Annotated in this window: 20 protein-coding genes; 9 read left to right on the top strand and 11 right to left on the bottom strand. The window is 66.2% G+C overall.

The annotated features are described in order from the left end of the window. Positions 1-756, top strand: a complete 756-nt coding sequence (locus ACSQ3Q_RS07835; RefSeq protein WP_436133837.1) for a GntR family transcriptional regulator — start codon at positions 1-3, stop codon at positions 754-756. 420 nt (positions 757-1176) lie between these two features. Here the strand turns inward: ACSQ3Q_RS07835 and ACSQ3Q_RS07830 are convergent, their stop codons facing one another. Together ACSQ3Q_RS07830 and ACSQ3Q_RS07825 are read right to left on the bottom strand one after the other, a co-directional pair. Then, positions 1177-2364, bottom strand: a complete 1188-nt coding sequence (locus ACSQ3Q_RS07830; RefSeq protein WP_436133836.1) for a PA0069 family radical SAM protein — start codon at positions 2362-2364, stop codon at positions 1177-1179. Between the two features lie 75 nt (positions 2365-2439). After that, complete coding sequence (locus tag ACSQ3Q_RS07825; protein ID WP_436133835.1) at positions 2440-3339, bottom strand: LysR family transcriptional regulator; 900 nt, start codon at positions 3337-3339, stop codon at positions 2440-2442. 90 nt (positions 3340-3429) lie between these two features. Here ACSQ3Q_RS07825 and mdlC point away from each other — a divergent pair, with 90 nt between their 5' ends. The 3 genes from mdlC (at position 3430) to ACSQ3Q_RS07810 (ending at position 6723) form a co-directional block, all read left to right on the top strand. Beyond that, positions 3430-5085 (top strand): benzoylformate decarboxylase, encoded by a 1656-nt coding sequence (gene mdlC / locus ACSQ3Q_RS07820; protein ID WP_436133834.1) that lies wholly within the window; start codon positions 3430-3432, stop codon positions 5083-5085. A 104-nt stretch (positions 5086-5189) separates the two neighbouring features. After that, complete coding sequence (locus tag ACSQ3Q_RS07815) at positions 5190-6191, top strand: Bug family tripartite tricarboxylate transporter substrate binding protein (protein WP_436133833.1); 1002 nt, start codon at positions 5190-5192, stop codon at positions 6189-6191. Positions 6192-6342: 151 nt separating this feature from the next. Continuing rightward, a complete protein-coding gene (locus ACSQ3Q_RS07810; RefSeq protein ID WP_436133832.1) occupies positions 6343-6723 on the top strand; it encodes a hypothetical protein in 381 nt (126 codons plus the stop codon). A gap of 171 nt (positions 6724-6894) precedes the next feature. Here ACSQ3Q_RS07810 and ACSQ3Q_RS07805 read toward each other — a convergent pair whose 3' ends face one another. Further along, the gene (locus tag ACSQ3Q_RS07805; RefSeq protein ID WP_436133831.1) at positions 6895-8013 is read right to left on the bottom strand and encodes an acyltransferase family protein; all 1119 of its coding nucleotides are present in this window, start codon (positions 8011-8013) and stop codon (positions 6895-6897) included. A gap of 244 nt (positions 8014-8257) precedes the next feature. On the opposite strand from ACSQ3Q_RS07805, the gene ACSQ3Q_RS07800 reads away from it, so the two are divergent. Beyond that, positions 8258-9637, top strand: coding sequence for a cytochrome ubiquinol oxidase subunit I (locus ACSQ3Q_RS07800; protein WP_436133830.1), 1380 nt, complete (start codon positions 8258-8260; stop codon positions 9635-9637). A gap of 10 nt (positions 9638-9647) precedes the next feature. Further along, a complete protein-coding gene (locus tag ACSQ3Q_RS07795; protein ID WP_436133829.1) occupies positions 9648-10655 on the top strand; it encodes a cytochrome d ubiquinol oxidase subunit II in 1008 nt (335 codons plus the stop codon). Between the two features lie 163 nt (positions 10656-10818). On the opposite strand, the gene ACSQ3Q_RS07790 is transcribed toward ACSQ3Q_RS07795, so the two are convergent. The 8 genes from ACSQ3Q_RS07790 to ACSQ3Q_RS07755 all read right to left on the bottom strand — a co-directional run bounded on the left by ACSQ3Q_RS07790 (position 10819) and on the right by ACSQ3Q_RS07755 (position 20270). After that, complete coding sequence (locus ACSQ3Q_RS07790; RefSeq protein WP_436133828.1) at positions 10819-11955, bottom strand: ABC transporter substrate-binding protein; 1137 nt, start codon at positions 11953-11955, stop codon at positions 10819-10821. A 214-nt stretch (positions 11956-12169) separates the two neighbouring features. Further along, entirely contained in the window at positions 12170-13123 is a 954-nt protein-coding gene (locus tag ACSQ3Q_RS07785) for an NAD(P)H-dependent flavin oxidoreductase (protein WP_436133827.1), read from the bottom strand. 146 nt (positions 13124-13269) lie between these two features. Beyond that, positions 13270-15060: an acyl-CoA dehydrogenase gene (locus tag ACSQ3Q_RS07780; RefSeq protein ID WP_436133826.1), complete on the bottom strand. Its 1791-nt coding sequence runs from the start codon at positions 15058-15060 to the stop codon at positions 13270-13272. A gap of 77 nt (positions 15061-15137) precedes the next feature. Then, entirely contained in the window at positions 15138-16070 is a 933-nt protein-coding gene (locus ACSQ3Q_RS07775; protein ID WP_436133825.1) for an electron transfer flavoprotein subunit alpha/FixB family protein, read from the bottom strand. 12 nt (positions 16071-16082) lie between these two features. Continuing rightward, positions 16083-16832, bottom strand: coding sequence for an electron transfer flavoprotein subunit beta/FixA family protein (locus tag ACSQ3Q_RS07770; protein ID WP_436133824.1), 750 nt, complete (start codon positions 16830-16832; stop codon positions 16083-16085). A gap of 215 nt (positions 16833-17047) precedes the next feature. Further along, a complete protein-coding gene (locus ACSQ3Q_RS07765; RefSeq protein ID WP_436133823.1) occupies positions 17048-18397 on the bottom strand; it encodes a mechanosensitive ion channel family protein in 1350 nt (449 codons plus the stop codon). A gap of 3 nt (positions 18398-18400) precedes the next feature. Beyond that, on the bottom strand, positions 18401-19183 hold the full coding sequence (locus tag ACSQ3Q_RS07760) for an enoyl-CoA hydratase (RefSeq protein WP_436133822.1): 783 nt from the start codon (positions 19181-19183) through the stop codon (positions 18401-18403). Between the two features lie 181 nt (positions 19184-19364). Next, on the bottom strand, positions 19365-20270 hold the full coding sequence (locus ACSQ3Q_RS07755) for a histone deacetylase family protein (RefSeq protein ID WP_436133821.1): 906 nt from the start codon (positions 20268-20270) through the stop codon (positions 19365-19367). 101 nt (positions 20271-20371) lie between these two features. Here ACSQ3Q_RS07755 and ACSQ3Q_RS07750 point away from each other — a divergent pair, with 101 nt between their 5' ends. From ACSQ3Q_RS07750 to ACSQ3Q_RS07740, 3 genes are all read left to right on the top strand, one after another. Beyond that, positions 20372-21292 carry an AAA family ATPase gene (locus tag ACSQ3Q_RS07750; protein ID WP_436133820.1) on the top strand — a complete coding sequence of 307 codons (921 nt, stop codon included), beginning with the start codon at positions 20372-20374 and terminating at the stop codon, positions 21290-21292. Between the two features lie 146 nt (positions 21293-21438). Next, positions 21439-22479 carry a DUF58 domain-containing protein gene (locus tag ACSQ3Q_RS07745; protein ID WP_436133819.1) on the top strand — a complete coding sequence of 347 codons (1041 nt, stop codon included), beginning with the start codon at positions 21439-21441 and terminating at the stop codon, positions 22477-22479. A gap of 110 nt (positions 22480-22589) precedes the next feature. Further along, the gene (locus ACSQ3Q_RS07740) at positions 22590-24623 is read left to right on the top strand and encodes a transglutaminase TgpA family protein (RefSeq protein WP_436133818.1); all 2034 of its coding nucleotides are present in this window, start codon (positions 22590-22592) and stop codon (positions 24621-24623) included. The last annotated feature ends 94 nt before the right edge of the window (positions 24624-24717 follow it).

Here is a 24717-nt window from a genome sequence, read left to right as displayed (position 1 = left end):
GTGAACTCTCCGAACGAACTCCCTCCCCTGCTCGACCGCAACTCCGAGTCGCCCCTGTGGGCGCAGTTTCGCGACGCCCTGCGCCTGCAGATCCTGCAGGGCGAGCTGGCCATCGGGGCCAAGCTGCCGTCCGAGGCCGAGCTCGGCGAGCAGTTCGGCATCTCGCGCATCGTGGTGCGCGAGGCGCTGGCCGACCTCGTGCGCAACAACCTCATCTACAAGATCAAGGGCCGCGGCGCCTTCGTGGCGGCGCGCGAACGCGACGAGGATTTCGTCTCGACCGTGCTGGGCTTCTCGGACGAAATGGAGCGCAAGGGCCGCTCGGTGCGCACCCAGGTCCTCGTGCAACAGCTGCGGGACCCCACGCCGCAGGAGATCAGCGCACTGGGGCTCACGGACGACACCCAGGTGGTCGCGCTCAAGCGGCTGCGCAGCGTCGACGGTGAACTGCGCCTGCTGGTGGAAACCGTGGTGCCCGCGGACCTTGCGCCCGGCCTGCACCGCATGCGCCTGGACGACCGCTCGCTGTACGACGTGCTGCGCCGCCAATACGGCGTGCGCCTGGTGCGCGCCGAGCGCTGGATCGACGCCGTGCTGCCCGATGCCGAGACCTGCGAACTGCTGCAGTTGGCAACGCCCGAGCCGCTGCTGCGCATTGAGTCGATTGCCTATGGCGCCAACGGCCGGCGCCTGGAGTACTACAACGCGCTGCACCGCTGCAAGTCGAGCCGGTTGCACGTGCAGACCACCACCTGAGGGCTGCCTGCCTGCCGCGCCGCGACGGGCCGCACACTGCCCGCGTAACGGTGGCCACGGCGTCACCGCGTCGTCCGATCCCGGGCTGCACGCCCCCCGCACACGCAGACCACCCGCCACCACGGGGAGGCGCGGACCGGAGCGCGCCGTTTGTCTTCCTTAAACCCTGACAGGCCTCCGAAACACCTGGAACGCCCGATAGCGCCTGGAAAACGCCGCCAAAGCAAATACTATAAAAATGATAGCTACAACCGCTTAAAAAATAAGCGCTAGAGCACATTTTCATTCAAATTTCACCCCCTAAGGCATGTCTCCGCAACACGAACACGCTGCGTGCTTGTGCCGGCGCGCGCCGCAGCGGCGCCCGCGACTGACTTTGGCCCCGCTAGTCCCTGGGCTGGGCTGGGAATTACCAGACCATCAAAACAGACTCCCCTGCCCCCGCGTGAGACCCGGCCGGAACTGCGACAGGTCCAGCTCCACCCGCTCGCGGTTAAGTCCCAGGCGCCGGCACGCGCCCGCAAACCGCTGGCGCAGCAGGTCGGCCCACAGGCCGCTGCCCTTCATGCGCGTTGCAAAGTTGGCGTCATAGCTTTTGCCCGCGCTGCGCTGCGCCGCGTCGATGCTGTGCAGGTCCTGCACGCGGGCCAGGATCCGGGCCGCCCGCTGTGGGTAATGCACTTCAAGCCATTCCTTGAACAGCCCGTCCAGCTCCCACGGCAAGCGCAGCACGGTGTAGAACGCGCTGCGAGCCCCCGCGTCATACGCGGCCTCCAGCACGTGTTCCATGTCTTCGTTCAAGAAGGGAATCTGCGGCGCGACGCTCACGCCCACCGGCACGCCCGCCTCGACCAATGTGCGAATGGTGCGAAGGCGCCGGTGCGGCGCGGCGGCGCGGGGCTCCAGGCAACGGGCCAATTGCGCATCGAGCGTGGTGACCGTGATGTAGACCGCGCACAGGTTTTGCGCGGCCAGCGGTGCCAGCAGGTCCAGGTCGCGCTCGACCGCGCTGGACTTGGTGATCAACGAGAACGGATGGCGCGCATCACGCATTACCTCGATCAACGCCCGGGTCAGGCGCAGCTCGCGCTCTATGGGCTGGTAGCAGTCGGTGTTCGAGCCGATGTTGATGAGCTTGGGCACATAGCGCGGCGCGCTCAGCTCGTGGCGCAGCACCTCGGCAATGTTGCGTTTGGCGATGAGCTGCGTCTCAAAATCCAGCCCGGGCGAAAAGTTGAGGTAGCTGTGGGTGGGCCGCGCAAAGCAGTAGATGCAGCCGTGCTCACAGCCGCGGTAAGGATTGACGGACAGGTCAAACGAGATGTCGGGCGAGTCGTTGGCGCTGAGGGCACTGCGCGCGTTCTCAAAGTGCACCGTGGTGGCAAGCGCTGGCAGCGCGTCATCGTCGCCATCGCTTTCCGAACCAGGGCCCGCATCCGCCGGGGCACTCCCGTGGTGCCAGCCGTCATCCACCACCTCCCGCACATCGCGGCTAAACCGGTGTGGCATCGCAGTGGCCGCCCCGCGCCCGCGGATGGCCTGCAGCGGCACGCGCACTTCGACCGGCAGGTCGTGCGCATCAGGGTCGGGAGGGCGGTTGGGGTTCATGACTGTACAAATATACAGTTATTTTGCGCCCACCGTATCCGTACGCGCATCGCCGCACCACCACAGCAGCCGGGGCTATTCCTTGAAGAGTTGCTCGATCAAGCCCCGCAGCCACTGGTTGCCAGGGTCGCTTTCAAAGCGCCGGCTCCAGTGCAGCGAGACCGTGAAGTCGCGCAGCGGCAGCGCCGGCTCGATCACGGTGTAGCCACCCTCGGCCGCAAAACCGCGGGCGATGTTGCGCGGCATCACCACCGCGAGGTCGGTGGCGCGCACGATGGCGGGCAGCACCATGAAGTGCTCAGTGGTCAGGCGCAGGCGGTCTTCGAGCTGCTGCATTTCAAGGATGCGCAGCGTGTCCGAGTGGCTGCGCACCGCCACAAATTCGAGTTGGCGTAAATCGCTGAGCAACGCCGGCCCGCTGCGCCGGCGCGCGGCGAACGGGTGTCCGGCACGCAGCAGCACCACGTAGCGGTCCTTGATGAGCTGCACGCGCTGCGTGTCCTTGACCGTGGGCAAAAAGCCGAACGCGAAGTCGATGCGGCCGCTGTCCAGGCGCTGGGCGATCTCGCTGCGCGGCACGGGCAGGGTCTCAAGCCGCACGCCGGGCGCCTCGCGGCGCAGCGCCACCATGAGCTCGGGCAGAAAACGGCCCTCGCCGATGTCGCTCATGTGGATGCGAAACACCTTGCGCGAATCCGTGGGGCTGAACAGCGCGGATTCGTTGAGCGCCTCCTCCAGCAGGCCGAGCGCGTTGCGCACGGCATCGGCCAGCCGGTCGGCCTTGGGCGTGGGCTCCACGCCGCCGCCAGCGCGCACGAACAGCGGGTCCTTGATCAACAAGCGCAGCCGCGTCAGCGCCTGGCTCGCGGCCGGCTGCGTGAGGTCCAGCAGGTCGGCCGCGCGGCTCACGTTGCGGGTGCGGTAGACGGCGTCGAACAGCCGCAGCAGGTTGAGGTCAATGTCCTTGATATGCATTCAATGAATACCGCTTAGTCGTTTCATTGTATTGATGGATGGTCCGTATCGGCCCAAGATCGGCCACTGCTCCTCTTTCAAGCCCTTGTTATGCACCAGGCCCACTCCGCCAAAGCTGTACCCGCCGCTGCGCACCCCTCCACCCAGGCTACCGCCGCGCCCGCGCAGCCCCCTACCGTGCGCGAAGTGGTGCTCGACCTGTTGCGCGGGTTCCAGATCAACACCATCTTCGGCAACCCGGGCTCGACCGAGCTGCCGCTGTTCCTCGACTTCCCGAGCGACTTCCACTACATCCTGGGTCTGCAGGAGTCGGTGGTGGTGGGCATGGCCGACGGCTACGCGCAGGCCACGCACAACGCGGCGTTTGTGAACCTGCACTCGGCCGCGGGCGTGGGCCACTCCATGGGCAACATCTTCACGGCGCACAAGAACCGCACGCCCATGGTCATCACGGCCGGGCAGCAGGCGCGGTCCATCCTGCCGTTCGACCCCTTTTTGTTCTCGGGCCAGGCCACCGAGCTGCCCAAGCCCTACGTCAAATGGAGCATCGAACCCGCCCGCGCCGAAGACGTGCCGCTGGCCGTTGCCCGCGCCTACTACATCGCCATGCAGCAGCCGCGCGGGCCGGTGCTGGTGTCGATCCCGGCGGACGACTGGGACAAGCCTTGCGAGCCCCTGCAGGCGCGCACCGTGAGCACCGAGACGCGCCCCGAGCCGCGCGTGCTGCAGGCCATCGGCGATGCGCTGGATGCCGCGCAGCGCCCCGTCTTTGTGGTGGGCGCCGCCGTGGACCGCGACCGCGCCTGGAACGATGTGCTGGCGCTGGCTGAGCGGCACAACGCTGCCGTGTGGATCGCGCCCATGTCCGGCCGCTGCGGTTTTCCGCAAGACCACCGTCTGTTTGCAGGCGTGTTGCCTGCCATGCGCGAGAAGATCGTGGCGCTGCTCGGTGGGCACGACCTGGTGTTTGCGCTGGGCGCTGCCGCGTTCACCTACCACGTCGAAGGTTTTGGCCCCCACGTGCCGCCGGGCGCGCAACTGGTGCAGTTGATCGACGACCCGGGCACAGCCGCGTGGACGCCCGAGGGCACCTCGGCCGTAGGCAGCGTGCGCCTGGGCGTGCAAGAGCTCCTGACGCGCCCGGCACCCGCTGCGCGCCCCCTGCCCCCTGCACGCGCCCCGCGGCCGCGCGCGGAGCCTTCAGCGCCCTCCGAACTGATGAGCGTGCCCTATGTGATGCAGACCCTGGCAGAGGTGCGCGATGCGGCCTCGATCGTGGTGGAGGAAGCACCCAGCTCCCGCGCCGCCATGCATGCCCACCTGCCTATCCTGCAGAGCGAAACCTTCTACACCATGTGCAGCGGCGGGCTGGGCTATGGCCTGCCCGCCGCCGTGGGCGTGGCCCTGGCCAAGCCTGACCGCAAGGTCATCGGGCTCATCGGCGATGGCTCGGCGATGTATTCCATCCAGGCGCTGTGGAGCGCCGCGCAGCTCAAGCTGCCCATCACCTTCATCATCCTGAAGAACCGGCGGTATGCGGCGCTGCAGGAGTTCGCGCCCACCTTCGGCTTTCACGAAGGCGACAAATTGGAGGGCACCGACCTGCCGGACCTGGACTTCCTGGCGCTGGCCCGCGGCCAGGGCTGCGAGGCCGTGCGCGTGAGCGACGCCGCACAGCTGCCCGGCGTGCTGCGTGAGGCGCTGGCACACCCCCGCGCCATCCTGGTGGAGGTGGATGTGGCGTGAGCGCCCGCTGAACGCCCAAACACCTCTGCACAAGCCAAAACCTTTTCATCCCTTCGTTGCACCCCACAAGACCCGGCACACCCGGGCCCCACCCGGAGACAAGCATGCGTTCATTTCTTACCCTTTCCACACCGCGCCGCCTGCTGGGCGCCCTGGCCCTCGCAGGCGTTGCATCTGCCCTGCTGCTGCCCGCTGCAGCAGGGGCCGACACCTGGCCCGGCAAGCCCATCAAGGTGGTCGTCAACTTCCCGGCGGGCGGGGCGGCCGACCAGATCGCCCGCGCGGTGACCGTGCCGCTGCAGGCGGCGCTGGGCCAGCCCGTGGTGGTCGAGAACAGGGGCGGCGCCGGCGGCAACATCGGCGGCGAGGCGGTGGCCAAGTCGCCGGCCGACGGCTACACCTTGCTCATGAGCTCGGGTGGCATGGTGTCGGTCAACCCGCACCTGTATCCCAAAATGCCGTTCGACCCCGTCAAGGACCTGGTGCCCGTGGCCGCTGCGGCGCGGGTGCTGGTGTTCCTCGAGGTCCGGCCCACGCTGCCGGTCAACAACATCGAGGAGTTCCTGAAGTACCTCAAGGCCAACCCCGGCAAGCTGAGCTTTGGCACGCCGGGCAACGGCAGCTCGCCACACCTGGCGGCCGAGATGCTCAAGACCCAGGCCGACGTGTTTGCCGTGCACGTGCCGTACCGCGGCGCGGCCCCCGCCATGCAGGACTTGCTGGGCGGGCAGGTGGACTTCATGTTCGATCCGGGCATTGGCCTGCAGCATGTGAAGGCCGGCAAGCTCAAGCTGCTGGCCGTCGGCAGTTCCAAGCGCTCGCCGCTGTTCCCCGACGTGCCCACGCTCGACGAAGTGGGGCTCAAGGGGTTTGACGCCGATACCTGGTTTGGTTTTTATGCGCCTGCGGGCACGCCCGCCGAGGTGGTGACCCGGCTGAACCGCGAGATCAACAAGGTGCTGGCCACTCCGGCCGTGCAGGAACGCATCAACGCGCTGGGCGGCATACCTGCACCGATGTCGCCGGCCGACTTCGGCGCCCGCGCTTCCATCGACAGCAAACGCTTTGGCGCGCTGATCAAGGCACGCAACATTCAGGGCGATTGATCTATGGACAGAGGCGGTACGGAGCCCTTCGCTTTGCGCTGAACACCCGTCCGAAAGCGCGGGCGAGCTGCACCACTGAGGGCCGCCCGCGAGACTGCTGGCAACACACGGCTTGGTGCGCCCGCCCCCAGCAGTGACAATGGCACCAGTCATGACCACGCCACTCCCGCCCGACATGCCACCCGGCATCGACACGTTCGATCCGGACTCCACCCTCGCGTTTCAGCGCCGCATGGAGCGGGCGCCCGAGTGGTTCTGCTCCTTCCTGGCCGGCAACAGCCGCGAAAAAAGCCGCCTCAAGCGCGAGATGGCCACGATGAAGGGCTCGGTCGTGTGGCTGGTGCAGCAGCGCCGCCAGGGCAACTGGACCGCCGAAGAACGAACGCACCTGCGCGATGTGATGCGGTCGGCGTCGTCGGTCAGCCCCTATCTGTTTATCTGGGTGATTCCGGGCTCGATGTTGCTGCTGCCCTTCATGGCCTGGTTTCTGGACAAACAACGCAAGCGCCGCGAGCGCAAGCTGTCGGGCTAGTCCACCAGCCACACTGAAACGCGTGGGGCATTGCCAGTCGCGCTGGCTGTGCGGTGTTCGATGCTTTAAAGCCCGTCGCGCAGTGCTCGTCGTTGCGACAACGTAGAGAGCGCTGAGCTCCCAGCGCGGAGGATCGGCGCCAAAAACCCGGCGCTCAGCAAGCGGGCAATTTCATGCCCAGTTGTCGATCAATGGCACCAACAGGCCCGCCCCCACCAGCACCATCTGCCAGCGAAACGCAGTGCTCCAGGTGGGCACGTGGCGCTCTACCCGCAGGTAGAGCTGGCGCCCCGCCGCCAGCGACAGCACAAACGCCAGCAGCATGCCCAGCGCATTGAGCCCGGGCGATGCGGGCCACAGGTGGCTGACCACGGCGTTGACCAGCAGGCAGACGGCAAAGTGCACGAGGAAGACCGAATACGACATTTGCCCCAACTGCACCATCGGCTGCACCCCGGCCCAAGAACGCAGGCGCTCCGAGCGCAACGCAGCCACGAGGCACAGCGCGGTCACCAAAGCCACTGCAATGCGGCCGCGGTAGTCGATGGCCAGGGCGACGCCCCCCAACACCAAGATGGCGGCCAGCCAGCCCCACGGGCGAGGCGACCGCACAGCCCAGCAGGCCAGCATCCCCAGGCCGTAGGCGCCAAAGAAATACACCGCCCACATATCCAGACCGGACATGCGGTTGAACACCCACAGCGACGCGGCTACGCCCGCCACCACCGTGCCCTGCGCCAGCATCGCTGCATGGCGCCGTGCCCAATCACCCGGCAGTGCGCGCACGCCGGCCCAGAGCAGCACGCTCAATACAAACAGCTGAAAGTCGATGGCCACGTACCACACGCCGGCCGACAAGGCGCTTTCGCCCAGGAGATCCTGAAGCAGCAGTGCGTTGGCCACCAGTTGCGCCAAGGTGGGCTCATCGGGCACGGAGGGATGGTTCATCCACGGCCGCACCAAGGCTGCCACCACCACCGTCAGCAGCAGGGCCACGGCATACGGCACCACCAGCCGCACAAACCGCTTGGCCATTGCATGGCCCGCATGGTCAAACCGCGCAATGCCCTGCGGCGCAAGGCTGGCGGCGGCCAGGTAGCCCCCGAGCACCAGGAACACCTGCACGGCCATGCGCCCGTAGTCGTACAGCCACGCAATCAGCGCGGGGGCCAGGGGCTGGGCGATGTCCGACATGGGCCCATAGAAGGCCAGGTGGTGCCACACAATGGTGGCGCACGCCAGGCCTTTGGCCATGTCGATGATGGGCGTACGGGATGCGGAAGAAGACATGAGAGACGGTGGGAGCGAAGGGGCAATGCGCCTACAGCAACGCTTGCCAAAGCCCTCTATTGTCGCCTGGACCGCGATCCTGCGCCTGTGCGGAGGCTCCGGGATGCCCGCCTGCCACCGCGCAGTGGCCGGAATTTGGCCTTCGGTACCAGTGCAGTGGAGCCGCTGGGGAGCTGGGCCGCCATGGGTTCGCCAGCCCGCGATTGCACAGTAAAGCCAGCAGTACGACGCAAGGAGCTTGACCATGGACACCTTCACGCTGTCGCGCATCCAGTTCGCTGCCAACATCAGCTTTCATATCCTGTTCCCCACCATCACGATTGCCCTGTGCTGGTTTCTGGTGTTCTTCCGCCTGCGGCACTCGGCCACGCGCGGCACGCCGGCTGCCAAGGGGTGGGAGCAGTCTTACTACCTGTGGACCAAGGTGTTTGCGCTCACATTTGCATTGGGCGTGGTCTCGGGCATCACGATGAGCTTTCAGTTCGGCACCAACTGGCCCGGCTTTATGGAGCACGTGGGCAACATTGCGGGCCCGCTGCTGGGCTATGAGGTGCTCACCGCGTTCTTCCTCGAGGCCACGTTCCTCGGCATCATGCTGTTTGGCCGGGGCCGTGTGTCCGAGCGGGTGCACCTCATCGCCACGCTCATGGTGGCTTTGGGCACCACGCTGTCGGCGTTCTGGATTCTGAGCCTGAACTCGTGGATGCAAACGCCCGTGGGCTACGAAATCATCGATGGCAGATTCCACGCAGTGGACTGGCTCGCCATCGTGTTCAACCCATCGTTTCCCTACCGCCTGGGCCACAAGCTGCTGGCGTCGACGCTCACCGCGGGTTTCCTCATCGCCGGGGTGAGCGCCTGGCAGCTGCTCAAGGGCGCGGCCACCGAGGGCACGCGCAAGGCCTTGCGCACCGCCGTCACCACCGTGGCCATTGCGATCCCGCTGCAGATCTTCATGGGCGATCTGCACGGCCTGAACACGCTGCAGCACCAGCCTGCCAAGATCGCTGCCATCGAAGGCCTGTGGCACACCGAAAAGGGCGCGGCGCTCACCCTGTTCGGTGTGCCCAACGAGAAGGAGGGCCGCACCGACTACGCGCTGCAGATTCCCAAGGCCGCGAGCCTGATCCTCGCGCACGACATCGAGGCCGAACTCAAGGGCCTGAACGAGTTCCCCGGTGCCCACCCGCCGGTGGCGCCGGTGTTCTGGGCTTTTCGTGTGATGGTCGGCATGGGGATGCTCATGTTGGCCGTGGCCTGGACCAGCGCCTGGGTCTTGTACCGCCGCCGTCAGCGTGCATCGGCGGCCCTGCCCCGCGCGCTGCTGGTCACGCTGGTGGGCATGACGTTCTCGGGCTGGGTGGCCACGCTGGCCGGCTGGTACGTGACCGAGATCGGCCGCCAGCCCTACCTGGTCTATGGCCTGTTCAAGACGGCGGATGCAGTGGCCTCGCACCCTGCGGGCATGGTGGCGACCACCTTGGCGGCTTACCTCGCTGTGTATGTGCTGCTGCTCGTGGCCTACATCGGCGTGATCAAGTACATGTCCGAGCACGCGACCATGCCCGTGCCCGCTGTGCCGCCCCCAGGGCAGTCGCCGCTGCCCCTGCCCCCTGCCGCATAAGGAGACCGCCATGGAACTGACCCTGGCCCACACCCTGCCCCTGGTCTTCATGGCCATCATGGGCCTGGCGCTGCTGGCCTATGTGATCCTGGACGGCTACGACCTGGGCGTGGGCATCTTGCTGCCCTTCGCCACCGATGCCGAAAAGGATGTGATGGTCTCCAGCATCGGCCCCTTCTGGGACGCCAACGAAACCTGGCTGGTGTTGGGCGTGGGCGTGCTGCTGATCTGCTTTCCGTTTGCGCACAGCGTGGTGCTTTCGGCCCTGTACCTGCCCGTGGCCGCCATGCTGCTGGGGCTGACCCTGCGGGGCGTGGCGTTCGACTTTCGGGTGAAGGCGCGCGATGCGCACAAGGCCACCTGGAACAAGCTGTTTGCGGGTGGCTCGCTGGTGACCACGCTGGCGCAGGGCTGGATGCTGGGCGCGTACGTCACGGGTTTTCAGAACGACGCCTGGGGACTGCTGTTTTCCGCCGGCATCGCGCTCATGTTGCCGGCGGCGTATGCCATGCTGGGCGTAGGCTGGCTGCTGATGAAAACGGACGGCGACCTGCAGCGCAAGGCGACCCGCTGGGGCCGTCGCGTGCTGTGGCCGATGGGGCTGGCGCTGCTCGGGATCTCGCTGGCCACGCCGCTGGTCAGCCACACCGTGTTCGCCAAATGGTTCGTGCTGCCCGAGTTGTTTGCGCTGCTGCCGATTCCGCTGGCGTGTGTGGCGGCGTTCTTTGCCATTCGCCACGTGCTGGCCACCGAGCGCGTGGTGACGGCAGGCTACGGCTGGATTGTGTTCGCGGCCACAGTGTTGATCTTCGTGCTGGCGTTTCTGGGCTTGGCCTACAGCATCTATCCGTACATCGTGATCGACCGGCTCACGGTGTGGCAGGCTGCGAGCGCCCCTGAGTCGCTGGCCGTGATCGGCATCGGCATGGCCATCACCCTGCCGGCGATCATTGTCTACACGGTGTTCATGTACCGCGTGTTCTGGGGCAAGGCAAGGGAGCTGACGTATGGGTTGTAAGGGCCATCGCTGCAGGCCAGACGACCCTCAAACCGTTCACGCTGAGCTCGTGGAAGCGCTGCGCAAGGCTTCGACAAGCTCAGCCCGACGGTGGTGGACTGCAGGAATTGCTCCCATCTGGCGACCCCGTGGACTTGCCCAACACCTCACCGCTCGCAGCGGCTCAATACCGCAAGCTCCCCTCCGCATCCACGATGGCCAGTTCCACATAGGTGGAGCCGTTGTGGCTCTTGGGCGAGTACTTGACGTTGAAGCGCCCGAACGAGATTTCGCCCGCGTCTTCCATGGTCTTGGTGAAGGACTCGGTGGTCAGGTTGCGGCCGGTGCGGCGCAGACCCTCGACCAGCAGCCGGGCGTGCACGAAGCCCTCGAACTGCGAGGCCGACGGCTGTGCGCTGGGCGACTTGGCACGCAGCAAGGCCAGGTACTCGGCCACCACGGGCACGGTGGTATTGCGCAGCGACGGCATGATCTGCGCCAGGATGATGCCGCGCGCCTTGTCCTTGAGTTCGCGGTTGATCACGTCCATGCTGGCCACCGAAAAGCCGTAGTACGCGGGCCGGGCCGCGGTCGATTGCACGGCCTTCACGTAGCTGGTGAACGTGGTGCCGGCGGTAGCCACGATGACGGCCTGGGGCTGGGCTTTTTCGGTCGCCTGCGCGGCGGCGGCAAAGTCCGGCTGCTTGGGGTCGACCTTGACCTCGGCCACGAAGGCGAGTTTTTCTTCCTCAGACGCCTTCTTGAGCTCGGCCAGCAGCGTCTTGCCAAGGCCATCGTCCTGATAGAACACGGCGACACGGCTCATGCCCTGGTGGCGCAGCTGCGACACGATCTTGCCGGCCTCGCTGGCATAACCGGCGCGCACGTGGAACACCAGCGGGTTCAGCGTTTCACGGAAGGCCGATGCTCCGGTGACCGGCCCAAACAGCAGCGTGCGGTGTTCCTTGATCAGCGGCAGGATGGCCGCTGTTTGCGCCGTGCCGGTGCTGTTGTAGATCATGAAGACCTTGTCGGTCTCCAGCAGCTGGCGCGTGTTGGCCACAGCTTTTGCCGCGTCAAAACCGTCGTCCAGCGTGGTGTAGCGGATCATGCGGCCGTGTACGCCACCCTGCGCGTTGACGGCGTCAAACATCAGCCGCGAGCCCTCGCCATACTGCGCCGTCTGCGGGCCGAGCGGGCCCGACAGCACGGCCGACGCGCCCAGGCGAATCTCGTCGCCCGTCACCCCCTCATTGCGGGCCTGCGCCCCCTGGCTGGCACCCAGGGCCAGCAGCAGCCCCAGCAAACTCGAACGAAGCATGGCACGTCCCCTCGCAACAATGACGACCGGTGCCACACCGTGTGGCACTTTTTTGGTTATTGATCATCATCATTACCTACCGCGCCGCATGCCGTCTACCAGGGGTTTGCCCTGCCCCGGTGACCGTGTGCGGACGCAGGAGGCGTCCCCGAAACGGCAACGCCCGCAGCGCAATACACACTGCGGGCGCAGGAAGCGGCTGCGGGAACCAGCGTCAGAGCTTGAGGCGGGCGCGCGCGGCCTCGTATTCGGCGCGCAGGCGGGCGACGAGTTCAGCGGTGCTGGTCACGGCGTCGATGGCGCCAATGCCCTGGCCGCAGCCCCAGATGTCCTTCCAGGCCTTCTTGGCGTCGCCGCCGAAGTTCATCTTGCTGGGGTCGGACTCGGGCAGGTTGTCCGGGTCCATGCCGGCCGCGCGGATGGACGGCGCCAGGTAGTTGCCATGCACGCCGGTGAACAGGTTGCTGTAAACGATGTCGTCGGAGCTGCCGGCCACGATGGCCTGCTTGTACTCGTCGCTCGCACGCGCCTCGTGCGTGGCGATGAAGGCCGAGCCGATGTAGCCGAAGTCAGCGCCCATGGCCTGTGCGGCCAGCACCGCGTCGCCGCTGGCGATGGAGCCACTGAGGGCGATGGGGCCGTCGAACCACTGGCGAATCTCCTGGATCAGCGCGAACGGGCTCTTCACGCCCGCGTGGCCGCCAGCGCCGGCTGCCACGGCGATCAGTCCGTCGGCGCCCTTCTCGATGGCCTTGTGCGCAAACTTGTTGTTGATGATGTCGTGCAGCACCACGCCGCCCCAGGCGTGCACGGCCTGGTTCACATCCTCGCGCGCGCCCAGGCTGGTGATGATGATCGGCACCTTGTACTTGGCGCAGACCTGCATGTCGTGGTCCAGCCGGTCATTGCTCTTGTGCACGATCTGGTTGATGGCAAAGGGCGCGGCCGGCTTGTCGGGGTTGGCCTTGTTGTAGGCGGCCAGCGTTTCGGTGATCTCGGCCAGCCATTCGTCGAGCAGCTCGGCGGGGCGGGCATTGAGCGCGGGCATCGAGCCCACCACGCCGGCCTTGCACTGCTCGATCACAAGCTTGGGGTTGCTGATGATGAACAGCGGCGAGCCGATGACAGGCAGCGAAAGGTTTTGCAGCGCGGCGGGCAGTTTGGACATGGCAACAACTTCCTGAACAGAATTTTTAGATGAAATAGGGCTCTAGCGCTTGATTAGCAAGCGCTAGTAGCTATTATTTTTATAGCAATAGGCCGCTACCCCGCAGACAGCCCGTCTCCTCACAGCCCGCAGTCCGCAGGCAACACTCAGAACGAGTCCAGCGCCAGCTCGGTCACGCTGGCAGCGCCTTCCACAATGGAGTCGCGCAGGCCGGGCGCCTTGACCAGGATGTGCTCTGCGTAGAACTGCGCCGTAGTGATTTTTGCGCGCATGAAGGCGGCGTCCTGTCCCTTGTGCAACAGCTCTTGCGCCACCAGCAGGCTGCGCGCCAGCTGCCAGCCCGCCACCACATTGCCCGCGAGCATCAGGTAAGGCACGCTGCCGGCAAACACGGCGTTGGGCTGGGCCTTGGTGCCGCCCGCCACGAAGTCGATCACGTCGAGCAGCGCCTTGCGTGCAGCCGTCAGGCGCTTGGCCACGGCCAGGGCGGCCGGGGTGCCGTTGGCCAGCAATTCGCCTTCAGTCTTCTCGATCTGCGCGGCGATGCCCTTGGCCACCTGGCCGCCGTCGCGCGCGGTCTTGCGGCCCACCAGGTCGTTGGCCTGGATGGCGGTGGTACCTTCGTAGATGGTCAGGATCTTGGCGTCGCGGTAGTACTGCGCGGCGCCGGTTTCTTCGATGAAGCCCATGCCGCCGTGCACCTGCACGCCCAGGCTGGTGACCTCCAGGCTGGTCTCGGTGCTGTAGCCCTTGACCAGCGGCACCATGAATTCATAGAACGCCTGGTTCTGCTTGCGGGTGTCGGCGTCCGGGTGGTGGTGCGCAGCATCGAACGCGGCAGCCGCCACGGTGGCCATGGCGCGGCAGCCTTCTACCGTGGCGCGCATGGTCATGAGCATGCGCTTCACATCGGGGTGGTGAATGATGGCGGCGCTGGCGGCAATGCTGCCATCCACCGGGCGGCTCTGCACGCGGTCCTTGGCGTACTGCACGGCCTTCTGGTAGGCGCGCTCCGAGATCGCGATGCCCTGCATGCCCACGGCGTAGCGGGCGGCGTTCATCATGATGAACATGTATTCGAGGCCGCGGTTTTCCTCGCCGACCAAGAAGCCCACCGCACCACCGTGGTCGCCGAACTGCAGCACCGCCGTGGGCGATGCCTTGATGCCCAGCTTGTGCTCGATGCTCACGCAGTGCGCGTCGTTGCGCGCGCCCAGCGTGCCGTCCTGGTTGACCATGAATTTGGGCACCACAAACAGGCTAATGCCCTTGACGCCCTCAGGCGCGCCCTGCACGCGGGCCAGCACCAGGTGCACGATGTTCTCGGCCATGTCGTGTTCACCGTAGGTGATGAAGATCTTGGTGCCGAAGATTTTGTAGCTGCCATCGGCCTGAGGCTCGGCACGTGTGCGCACCAGGGCCAGGTCCGAGCCCGCCTGGGGTTCGGTCAGGTTCATCGTGCCAGTCCACTCGCCCGTCACCAGCTTTTCAAGGTACGTGGCCTTGAGCTCGTCGCTGCCCGCGGTGAGCAGCGCCTCGATGGCGCCGTCGGTCAGCAGCGGGCACAGCGCAAAGCTCATGTTGGCGCTGTTGGTCATCTCGATGCAGGCCGCGCCGATGGTCTTGGGCAGGCCCTGGCCGCCAAAGTCCGCGGGGTGCTGCAAACCTTGCCAGCCGCCTTCGCCGTACTGGCGGAAGGCGTCTTTGAAGCCGGGGGTGGTGGTGACGACACCGTCTTTCCAGCTCGACGGGTTCTTGTCGCCTTCAAAGTTGAGCGGAGCCAGCACGCCCTCGTTGAACTTGGCGCACTCTTCCAGCACGGCCTGCGCGGTGTCGAGGCCCGCGTCTTCAAAACCGGGGATCTGCGCGATCTGTTCAATGCGGGCCAAGTGCTCGATGGCGAACAGCATGTCCTTGACGGGGGCGATGTAGCTCATGAAAGTCTCCGGGAAAGCGAAATTTCGTCAAAAAAAAGGCATCGCAAGCGATGCCTTTTTGCGGGCCAGCGGCGTGCTCAGAGCGCCTTGACCAGTTCGGGAACGGCCGTGAACAGGTCGGCCTCCAGGCCGTAGTCGGCCACGCTGAAGATCGGCGCTTCGGGGTCCTTGTTGATCGCGACGATCACCTTGGAGTCCTTCATGCCGGCCAAATGCTGGATGGCGCCCGAGATACCGGCGGCCACGTACAGCTGCGGCGCGACGATCTTGCCGGTCTGGCCCACTTGCAGGTCGTTCGGTGCGTAGCCTGCATCCACCGCTGCGCGCGATGCGCCGATGGCGGCGCCCAGCTTGTCGGCCAGGGGAGTGATGACTTCGTCGAACTTTTCCTTGCTGCCCAGCGCCCGACCACCCGACACGATGATCTTGGCGGCGGTCAGCTCGGGGCGGTCGTTCTTGGCGATCTCGCTGCCCAGGAAGGTGCTCTTGCCGGCGTCCGCAGTTGCTGCAGCGGTTTCCACCGCAGCGGAGCCACCGGTGGCGGCCGCAGCGTCAAAGCCCGTGGTGCGCACGGTGATGACCTTCACGCTGTCGGCGCTCTGCACCGTGGCGACGGCGTTGCCGGCGTAGATGGGGCGCTCGAAGGTGTCGGCAGCGACGACTTTGGTGATGTCGCTGATCTGCGCGACATCCAGCTTGGCGGCCACGCGGGGAGCCACGTTCTTGCCGCTGGCAGTGGACGCAAACAGGATGTGGCTGTAGCTAGACGCGATGGCCAGCACCTGGGCGGCCACGTTTTCGGCCAGGCCGTGTTCGAGGCCCGGGGCATCGGCATGGATGACCTTGGCGACACCGGCGATCTGGCCCGCAGCGGCGGCGGCGCCGCCTGCGTTGTGGCCGGCCACCAGCACGTGCACGTCGCCACCGCAGGCGACTGCGGCGGTCACGGTGTTGAGGGTTGCGCCTTTGATGGACGCGTTGTCGTGTTCAGCAATAACGAGTACGGTCATTTCTTGTTCTCCTTAGATGACTTTGGCTTCGTTCTTGAGCTTGTCGACCAGGGCGGCCACGTCGGCCACCTTGACGCCGGCACCGCGCTTGGCAGGCTCGGTCACCTTCAGGGTCTTGAGGCGAGGCGCCACGTCCACGCCGAGGTCTTCAGGCTTGACGACGTCCAGCTGCTTCTTCTTGGCCTTCATGATGTTGGGCAAGGTGACGTAGCGGGGCTCGTTCAGGCGCAGGTCGGTGGTGATGACGGCAGGCAGCGTGAGGGACAGCGTCTCAGCGCCGCCATCCACTTCGCGGGTCACGCTGACCTTGTCGGCCGACAGTTCGACCTTGCTGGCGAACGTGGCCTGGGGCAGGTCGGCCAGCGCAGCCAGCATCTGGCCGGTCTGGTTGGCATCGTCGTCGATGGCCTGCTTGCCGAGGATGATCAGGCCGGGCTGTTCCTTATCGACCAGGGCCTTGAGCAGCTTGGCCACGGCCAGGGGCTGCAGCTCTACATCGGTCTCGACCAGGATGGCGCGGTCGGCGCCGATGGCCATGGCGGTGCGCAGGGTTTCCTGGCACTGGGTCACACCGCAGGACACAGCGATGACTTCGGTCACCAGGCCCTTTTCTTTCAGGCGCACAGCCTCTTCGACGGCGATTTCGTCAAAGGGGTTCATGCTCATCTTCACGTTGGCGATGTCCACACCCGTTTGGTCCGACTTGACTCGGACTTTCACGTTGTAGTCCACCACGCGCTTGACAGGGACCAAGACCTTCATTGCTGCGGCTCCTAGAGAGTTGGTTGAATTGACGTTTACGTAAACTAGAACATTCTATGCCGCACCGCAGCGAGGGGGCCATGGAGCCGCGGCACAGGGGGCAAGATCAGAAAAACGAACGATCGTGCTTTTTGTCGATTATAGGCCAGGGCATGGAGACCCTGTCTAGAGTTTGCTGTCGCATGCGGGAACCGGCGGGTGCGGCTGGCCGTCGCTCAAGGAGCGGGACTGGGCGCTAGCGCTGCCGAGGCAACTGGTGCAGCACCCCCTGCCAGACCGGCGGACCGCGCGCCATCCACCTGCACGTGCATGACGCGCTGCGGGAAGGGAATCTGGATCTGGTGGGTGCGCAGCGCCTTGAGGATGGCGCGATTGATTTCGGAGCGCAGCCCGAGCGACCCGTTCTCCGGATCGGCGATCCAGAACCCCACGGTGAACTCCAGGCCGTCCGCGCCAAAGGCCGACAAGGCCACGCTGGGCGCGGGGTCGCGCAGCACCCGGCTGCTGGCCTGGGCTGCGTCGGACAGCAGCTGGGTGACCAGATCCACGTCGCTGTCGTAGCCCACGCTGACCACGGTCGACAGCCACACGCGGGGATCCGCCAGCGAGAGGTTCTCGACCCGCTGAATGATCAGCATCTCGTTGGGCACGATGGACTCGCGCCCGGTAGACGAGCGCACCACGGTGTAGCGCGCGTTGATGTCGGTGATGCGGCCCTCGAAGTTGTCCACGCGCACGTTGTCGCCAATCCGCATGCTGCGTTCGGCCAGGATGACGAAACCACTCACATAGTTGGACGCGAGCTTCTGCAGGCCGAAACCTAGCCCTACACCCACGGCACCACCCAGCACCGACAACGCGGTCAGATCGATCCCCACCGCCGAAAGGGCCATGATGAGCCCCACAAAGACCAAAAGCGCCCGCACTGCGTTGCTCACCGCCTTGCGCAGCGACAGATCGGCCCCTGAGGCGGCGCGCAGCAGCCGCGCCTCGATCGCCGCCGAAATCCACAGCGCAATCAGCAGCACCGCGCCCGCGGTGAGTGCGCCTTCGATGAGGGTCCGTACCGAGAGCGTGGCACCGCCCACCTTCCAGTGGATCTGGTCCAGCTCCTCGAGCACCAGCGGCAAGAGTCCCGTGACCCACAGCACCATGCCCAGCCACGCCATCCAGGAGATCGACCGCTCGATGGGCCGCACCCAGCCGGCGTCTGGGTAGGCGACCTGCAAGACCTTGACGCCGATGCGGATCACCACCAGCGACACCAGCACCGGGATGGCCACCGTGAACACGGCCAGCGGGATCCAGTGCATCAACGAGGTACGTGCCACGTAGGCCAGGCTCAGCAGGGCCAGCGGAAACAGCGCCCCGTCAATCACCCGCGTGCCAAACAAGATCGAGCGCGGGTCGCCCTGGCGCAGCCCGCGCTGCAACAGCAACACCAGCAACCAGGCCAGCCCCACGCAGGCTGCCAGCGCGGCCAGCTCCACCAGCACCGTGGGGCGCAAAAAGGCCTCTGCCCAACGGCCCAGGTCATCCAGGATCAAGGTTGTGTCCACAGCCATGGGTCATTGTTTCCAGTGGGGTGGGCGCTTTTCGGCAAAGGCGCGCGCGCCCTCCTGCGCGGCCTCGTCCATCATGTTGGTAGCCATGGCCTGGCCCGCCAGTTGGTAGGCGGCCTCCAGGCCCAGCTCGCGCTGCTGGTACACCAGCGCCTTGCCCATGGCCACGGCCACGCGCGGTTTGTTCAGGATGGCCTGCACCAGTTGTTCGACCTCGGCATCCAGCGCATCGGCCTGCACCACCCGGTTGACCAGCCCCTGCGCCAGTGCGGTGGGCGCGTCGATGAAGTCGCCCGTCAGCAGCATCTCCATTGCCCGCTTGGCCGGCACATTGCGCACCAGCGGCACGCTGGGCGTGGCACAGAACAGGCCGTAGTGAATACCGCTGGTGGCAAAGCTGGCGGTATCCGCCGCCACCGCCAGATCGCACTGCGCCACCAGTTGGCAACCCGCCGCAGTGGCCATGCCCTGCACCCGCGCAATCACCGGCACAGGCAGCTTATGGATGGTGAGCATCATGCGGCTGCACTGGGCAAACAGCTTTTGGTAGTAAGCCAACTCAGGGTTCGCTGCCATCTCCTTCAAGTTATGGCCTGCACAGAAGGCCTTGCCCGCTGCAGCCAACACCACCACGCGCACCGACTCGTCGCGGCCCGCGTCGTCCAGCGCCTGCTGCAGCGCAGACAGCATGTCGGTGCCCAGCGCGTTGAAGCGCGCCGGGTCATTCAAGGTCAGGGTGACCACGCCGCGCGCATCGCGGGTGTTCATCAAGAAAATTTCAGGATTCATGGTCGCCTCAGCATTCGCAGTCGTCATGTCTTACTTCTCCAGTGGCAGCGGGGGTCACTGGTGGGCACCGCCCCGCCAGCGCCACCGTGGAACTGGCTCCGCCAGGCCACGGGTGGCGTCCCCCTGGGGGGAAGACGCCGCAGGCGGCTCAGGGGGGCAATACCTTGCGGCTCAGGAGGAGTCAAAGATCCGCAAGAACCCGCAAATGCGCTTCCACGCTGCGCGCCAGCGGGCCCATCACATAGCCGCCCTCCAGGCACGAGACGATGCGCCCCTTTGCATAGCGCAGCGCCACATCCTTCACGCGCTGGGTGATCCAGGCGTAGTCCTGCTCGGTCAGGCCCAGCTGGCCCATGTCGTCCTCGCGGTGGCCGTCGAAGCCTGCGCTCACAAAGATCATCTCGGGCTTGAAGGCTTCGAGCCGCGGCATCCACATCATCTCGATGATTTCGCGGATGTCCATGCCACGTGTGTACGCCGGCACGGGCACGTTGACCATGTTGGGGGCCGGGCTCTGGTCGCCGCTGTACGGGTAGAACGGGTGCTGAAAGATGCTGACCATCAGCGCGCGCGGGTCGTTGGCCAGAATGTCCTCGGTGCCATTGCCGTGGTGCACGTCAAAATCCACCACGGCCACGCGCTGCAGGTTGTAGCGCTGCAGCGCGTACTTGGCCGCCACGGCCACGTTGTTGAAGAAGCAAAAACCCATGGCCTTGTCGCGGCAGGCGTGGTGACCGGGTGGCCGCACCGAGCAGAACGCGTTTTCAATCTCCCCGGCCATCACTGCATCGGTGGCGGCCAGCGCGGCCCCAGCGGCGCGCAGCGATGCCTTCCAGGTGTGGGCGTTGATGGAGGTGTCGGTGTCGATCTGCGCGTAGTTGGGGCCGCCGGCCAGAAGCTCTTCGTTGAGCCGGTCGGACATGCCGCGCAACGCAGCAATGTGCATGCGGCCGTGCGCCAGTTCGATGTCGGCCAGTGAGGCCTCGGGGGCGTCATAACGCTCCAGCGCATCGCCCACGCCGGTGACCAGCAAACGGTCTTCGATGGCATCCAGCCGTTCGGGGCATTCTGGGTGGCCCGGGCCCATCTCGTGTTTCCAACAATCCCGATGGGTGAAATAGCCCGTCTTGCTCACAGTCTTGTCCCCGCGTCTCGCAATTTTTGGAGTTTTTCGGATAACGTCGCGCTATGAATGCACAGCACAAGATCAAATCCTTACTGGATCAGCTTAACACGGTGATTGTGGGCAAACAGGCGCAGGTCCAGGACTGCGTGGCGTGCCTGCTGGCCGGCGGGCACCTGCTCATCGAGGACGTTCCGGGGGTGGGCAAGACCACGCTGGCCCATGCACTGTCGCGCACCTTCGGGCTGCAGTTTTCGCGCGTGCAGTTCACGGCCGACCTGATGCCCAGCGACCTTACCGGCGTGTCGGTGTACGAGCGCGGCAAGGAGTCGTTTGTGTTCCACCCCGGCCCGGTGTTTGCCCAGGTGCTGCTGGCCGACGAAATCAACCGCGCCAGCCCCAAGACACAAAGCGCGCTGCTCGAAGCCATGGAAGAAAAGCAGGTGTCGGTCGAAGGCGAGACCCGCGCCCTGCCCCACCCGTTTTTTGTGATCGCCACGCAAAACCCGCACGACCAGCTGGGCACTTTTGCGCTGCCCGAATCGCAGCTCGACCGCTTCCTGATGCGCATCTCCATTGGCTATCCCGACCGCGCGGCCGAGCGCCTGCTGCTAGCTGGTGCCGACCGGCGCGACATGGTCGACAGCATGCTGCCGCTGCTGTCCGGCGACGAGCTGGAGCAACTGCAGCGCGAGGTGCAGGCCATCCACACGGCCGACCCGCTGCTCAACTACGTGCAGGACCTGATGGCCGCCACGCGCTCCGGCCGCTGGTTTCTGCAAGGCCTGTCGCCGCGCGCCGGCATTGCCCTGGTGCGCGCGGCCAAGGCGCAGGCGCTCATCAGCGGGCGCGACTACGTGGCGCCGGATGACGTGCAGGCGGTGCTGCCGCAGACGATCGCGCACCGGCTCGTCCCGGTCGGGGACGCTGGCCGCGGCGCGGTGGAACAAGTGCGTGCCATGGTCGAAGCCGTGCCGCTGCCGTGAGGCCTTGGCGGCCATGAGACACCGATGCACTGCCGATGGCGCGATCCATTCTGCGAGAGGCCTCACCACCCTCGCTGGTTTCGCCGCGACACCGGCAAGCACTGCCCCCGGCACTGGGTGGCGCCCCAGCGCCATGAAGAATTGAAATGACATCCGCCAACCCCACCACCTCCACCCTGGGCCAGTGGCGCGCCCGCGCCGCCCTGCTGAACCCGCTGGCCCCCGTGCGCCGGCGATTCCAGCGCTGGTGGCAGGCGCGGCTGCCGCTGCACGACACCTTGACGCTCACCCAGCGCAACGTCTACATCCTGCCCACCAGCTCGGGCTGGATGCTGGCGCTGACGCTGATCGTGCTGCTGATTGCGTCCATCAACTACCAGCTCAACCTGGGTTATCTGCTCACGTTTCTGCTCGCAGGCAGCGCGCTGATCGGCATGCACATCTGCCACGCCAACCTGCGTGGCCTCACGCTCCACCTCAAAGCGCCCGATGCGCACTTCATGGGCACCAGCACGGCGTTCGAGATCCAGCTGTCGAGCGACCGCAAAAGCCCGCGCTACGGCATCGCGCTGGCGGTGCACGGCAGCGGCAAGGAGCCGCACCACTGGGCATGGACGGACGTTCCTGCACAAGGCCAATCCAGCGTGCAGGTGGCCTTCAAGCCCGAGCGGCGCGGCCTGCACCGCGTACCCACGCTGACGGCCGAGACGCGGTTTCCCCTGGGCACCTTTCGCGTGTGGACCTACTGGCGGCCCGCCGCGCAGGTCATGGTGTACCCCGCTCCCGAGACGCCCGCACCGCCCCTGCCGCCCGGCGAGCCGCGCGCTGGCGGCGCGGGCAGCACACCCACGCAAGGCATTGGCGAATTTGACGGCGTGCGTGCGTACCGGCGCGGCGACCCGCTGAAGCTGGTGGTCTGGAAAAAAGCCGCCAAGTCGCTGGGCACCGGCACCGACGACCTGGTCAGCCGCGATGCGCAGCAGGCCCAGCGGCAGGAGCTGTGGCTAGACCTGGCACGCGCCACTCTGGCCGAGCACGAGGCCCGCGTGTCGCGCCTGACCGCCTGGGTGCTGCAGGCCGACCAGCTGGGCGTGGACTACGGCCTGCGCCTGCCCAATGCTGAGTTCGCGCCGGACTCGGGCCCTGCGCACAAAAGAAACTGCCTGGAGGCACTGGCACTGTGCTGAAAAGCTGCCCAATTGGGCATAAAAAAGCTACCTACCGCTTATTCCAATTGCCTTTATAGCTATTTTATTCATAGCAACTCAATGAATTCCATCGGCACACACCCCTTGCGATGAACCTGCGCCAGACCATCACTTCCCTGCCCCGCGATGCGCGCGACACGCTCTTTTTGCTATTCGTGATCGTGTGGGTCATCGCGCCGCAGGTGCCCAACCTGCCGGTGTGGACGAGCCTCTTGGCCGCCGGCCTGCTGCTGTGGCGTGGCTGGCTTGCCTTGAAGGGCCGGCCCCTGCCCGGCCGCTGGACGGTGGCCGCCTTGCTGGTGGTGGCGGTGGCCGGCACGCTGTTCACCCACCGCACCATCCTCGGGCGCGACGCGGGGGTGACGCTGATCGTGGTGCTGCTCGCGCTCAAGATGCTGGAGCTGCGCGCGCGGCGCGATGCCATGGTCGTGTTTTTCCTGGGCTTCTTCACGATGCTCAGCAACTTCTTCTTCTCGCAGTCGCTGCTGACCGCCGCCGCCATGCTGGTCGCGCTGCTGGGCCTGCTGATGGCCCTGGTCAACGCCCATATGCCGGTCGGGCGCCCGCCGCTCGCGCAGACTTTTCGCATCGCAGGCGCCATGGCACTTTTGGGTGCGCCCATCATGGTGGCGCTGTTCATGCTGTTCCCGCGCATGTCGCCGCTGTGGGGCATGCCCAGCGAGAACCTCACCGGGCGCAGCGGCCTGTCCGGCAATATGAAGATCGGCGACATGGCCGAGATTGCGCTCGACGAGCGGGTGGCGATTCGCCTGCGTTTTGAGGGCGCGCCCACCGACGTGCCACCACAGTCGATGCTGTACTTCCGCGGCCCCGTCATGACCGGGTTCGACGGCCGGCAGTGGCAGGCCGAACCGTTTCGCGAAGACAGCGCCTGGGCCGCCCGCGCGGCGCTGCCCGCCAACCTGCAGACCAGTGGCCCGGCGGTGCGCTACGAAGTAACGCTGGAGCCCCAGCGGCAGCCCTGGCTCATGGTGCTGGAGGCCACGCCCGAAGCACCGCAGCTGCCCAACATGCAGGCTTACATGACACAGGACCTGCAGTGGATGACCACGCGGCCCATCACCGATGTGCTGCGCTACAAGGCCGTGAGCTACCCCGAGTTCCGCCACGGCCCCCAGCAGTCCGTCCGCCAATTGCGCGTGTACACCGAACTGCCGCCCGGCTTCAACCCCCGCACGCTGGAGCTGGCCGCACAGATGCGCGCGGACCCGGCCCTGGCCAATGCCCGCACGGACGTCCTGGTCAACGCCGTCCTGCAGCGCCTGCGCACCGGCGGCTACACCTATTCGCTCGACCCCGGCGTCTATGGCGAACACACCGCCGACGAGTTCTGGTTCAGCCGCAAGGAAGGCTTTTGCGAGCACATCGCCTCCGCCTTCGTGGTGCTCATGCGCGCCATGGACGTGCCTTCGCGCATCGTCACCGGCTACCAGGGCGGCGAACGCAACCCCGTGGACGGCTACTGGACGGTGCGCAATGCCGATGCCCACGCCTGGGCCGAGGTCTGGATGGAAGGCCGTGGCTGGGTGCGCGTGGACCCCACCGGTGCGGTGTCGCCGGGCCGGGTGGGGGCGTTTCAGCGCCTGCGGGCGCCCCAAGGCGCGTTTGCCGCGGCCATGGGCAGCTTCAGCCCCGGCATGGTGCAAAACGTGCGCGCTGTCTGGGAAGCCGTCAACAACAGCTGGAACCAGTGGGTGCTCAACTACACCCAGAGCCGCCAGATGGACTTGCTCAAGGCCCTGGGGTTCGAGTCGCCGAGCTGGCAGGACCTGACCACGGTTCTGGGCTATCTGATCATCACCACGGCACTGGGCGCAGGGGCCTGGAGCCTGTGGGAGCGCAGCCAGCACGACCCGTGGCTGCGGCTTCTGGCGCGCACGCGCCAGCGCCTGGCGCGCGCCGGCCTCAAACTGCCAGACAACCTCCCGCCCCGCGCCATGGCTGAACGCGTGCGGGCACAATTCGGGGCCCCAGCCGCCGCGCTGGCCGACTGGCTGCTGCGCCTGGAGCGCCTGCGCTACGCCCGCGAGCCTGAAGCCGAACTGGGCGCCCTGCGCAGCGAGTTCCGCAGCCTGCCGTGGCCCAAGCCCGCCAAACACTGAATTCCACCGACACCGGACATGCTGAAGACCCTGCGCCGCACCGCTACTGCACTTGCTATCGTATTTATAGCCATAACACCAATATCAACAAGCG

The organism is Acidovorax sp. LjRoot129 (assembly GCF_964253765.1).
Taxonomy (GTDB): Bacteria; Pseudomonadota; Gammaproteobacteria; order Burkholderiales; family Burkholderiaceae_C; genus Acidovorax.
The sequence above is the reverse complement of the archived record's forward strand: the minus strand, read 5'-3'. Positions and strand labels throughout refer to the sequence as shown.

Excerpts from the sequence above, each read along its gene's own strand:
- ACSQ3Q_RS07800 (WP_436133830.1), top strand. The coding sequence starts at position 8,258 with ATGGACACCTTCACGCTGTCGCGCATCCAGTTCGCTGCCAACATCAGC.
- ACSQ3Q_RS07755 (WP_436133821.1), bottom strand. The coding sequence starts at position 20,270 with ATGGGCCCGGGCCACCCAGAATGCCCCGAACGGCTGGATGCCATCGAA.
- mdlC (WP_436133834.1), top strand. The coding sequence starts at position 3,430 with ATGCACCAGGCCCACTCCGCCAAAGCTGTACCCGCCGCTGCGCACCCC.
- ACSQ3Q_RS07740 (WP_436133818.1), top strand. The coding sequence starts at position 22,590 with ATGAACCTGCGCCAGACCATCACTTCCCTGCCCCGCGATGCGCGCGAC.
- ACSQ3Q_RS07795 (WP_436133829.1), top strand. The coding sequence starts at position 9,648 with ATGGAACTGACCCTGGCCCACACCCTGCCCCTGGTCTTCATGGCCATC.
- ACSQ3Q_RS07760 (WP_436133822.1), bottom strand. The coding sequence starts at position 19,183 with ATGAATCCTGAAATTTTCTTGATGAACACCCGCGATGCGCGCGGCGTG.
- ACSQ3Q_RS07790 (WP_436133828.1), bottom strand. The coding sequence starts at position 11,955 with ATGCTTCGTTCGAGTTTGCTGGGGCTGCTGCTGGCCCTGGGTGCCAGC.
- ACSQ3Q_RS07775 (WP_436133825.1), bottom strand. The coding sequence starts at position 16,070 with ATGACCGTACTCGTTATTGCTGAACACGACAACGCGTCCATCAAAGGC.
- ACSQ3Q_RS07750 (WP_436133820.1), top strand. The coding sequence starts at position 20,372 with ATGAATGCACAGCACAAGATCAAATCCTTACTGGATCAGCTTAACACG.
- ACSQ3Q_RS07745 (WP_436133819.1), top strand. The coding sequence starts at position 21,439 with ATGACATCCGCCAACCCCACCACCTCCACCCTGGGCCAGTGGCGCGCC.
- ACSQ3Q_RS07780 (WP_436133826.1), bottom strand. The coding sequence starts at position 15,060 with ATGAGCTACATCGCCCCCGTCAAGGACATGCTGTTCGCCATCGAGCAC.
- ACSQ3Q_RS07810 (WP_436133832.1), top strand. The coding sequence starts at position 6,343 with ATGACCACGCCACTCCCGCCCGACATGCCACCCGGCATCGACACGTTC.
- ACSQ3Q_RS07805 (WP_436133831.1), bottom strand. The coding sequence starts at position 8,013 with ATGTCTTCTTCCGCATCCCGTACGCCCATCATCGACATGGCCAAAGGC.
- ACSQ3Q_RS07830 (WP_436133836.1), bottom strand. The coding sequence starts at position 2,364 with ATGAACCCCAACCGCCCTCCCGACCCTGATGCGCACGACCTGCCGGTC.
- ACSQ3Q_RS07815 (WP_436133833.1), top strand. The coding sequence starts at position 5,190 with ATGCGTTCATTTCTTACCCTTTCCACACCGCGCCGCCTGCTGGGCGCC.
- ACSQ3Q_RS07825 (WP_436133835.1), bottom strand. The coding sequence starts at position 3,339 with ATGCATATCAAGGACATTGACCTCAACCTGCTGCGGCTGTTCGACGCC.
- ACSQ3Q_RS07765 (WP_436133823.1), bottom strand. The coding sequence starts at position 18,397 with ATGGCTGTGGACACAACCTTGATCCTGGATGACCTGGGCCGTTGGGCA.
- ACSQ3Q_RS07770 (WP_436133824.1), bottom strand. The coding sequence starts at position 16,832 with ATGAAGGTCTTGGTCCCTGTCAAGCGCGTGGTGGACTACAACGTGAAA.
- ACSQ3Q_RS07785 (WP_436133827.1), bottom strand. The coding sequence starts at position 13,123 with ATGTCCAAACTGCCCGCCGCGCTGCAAAACCTTTCGCTGCCTGTCATC.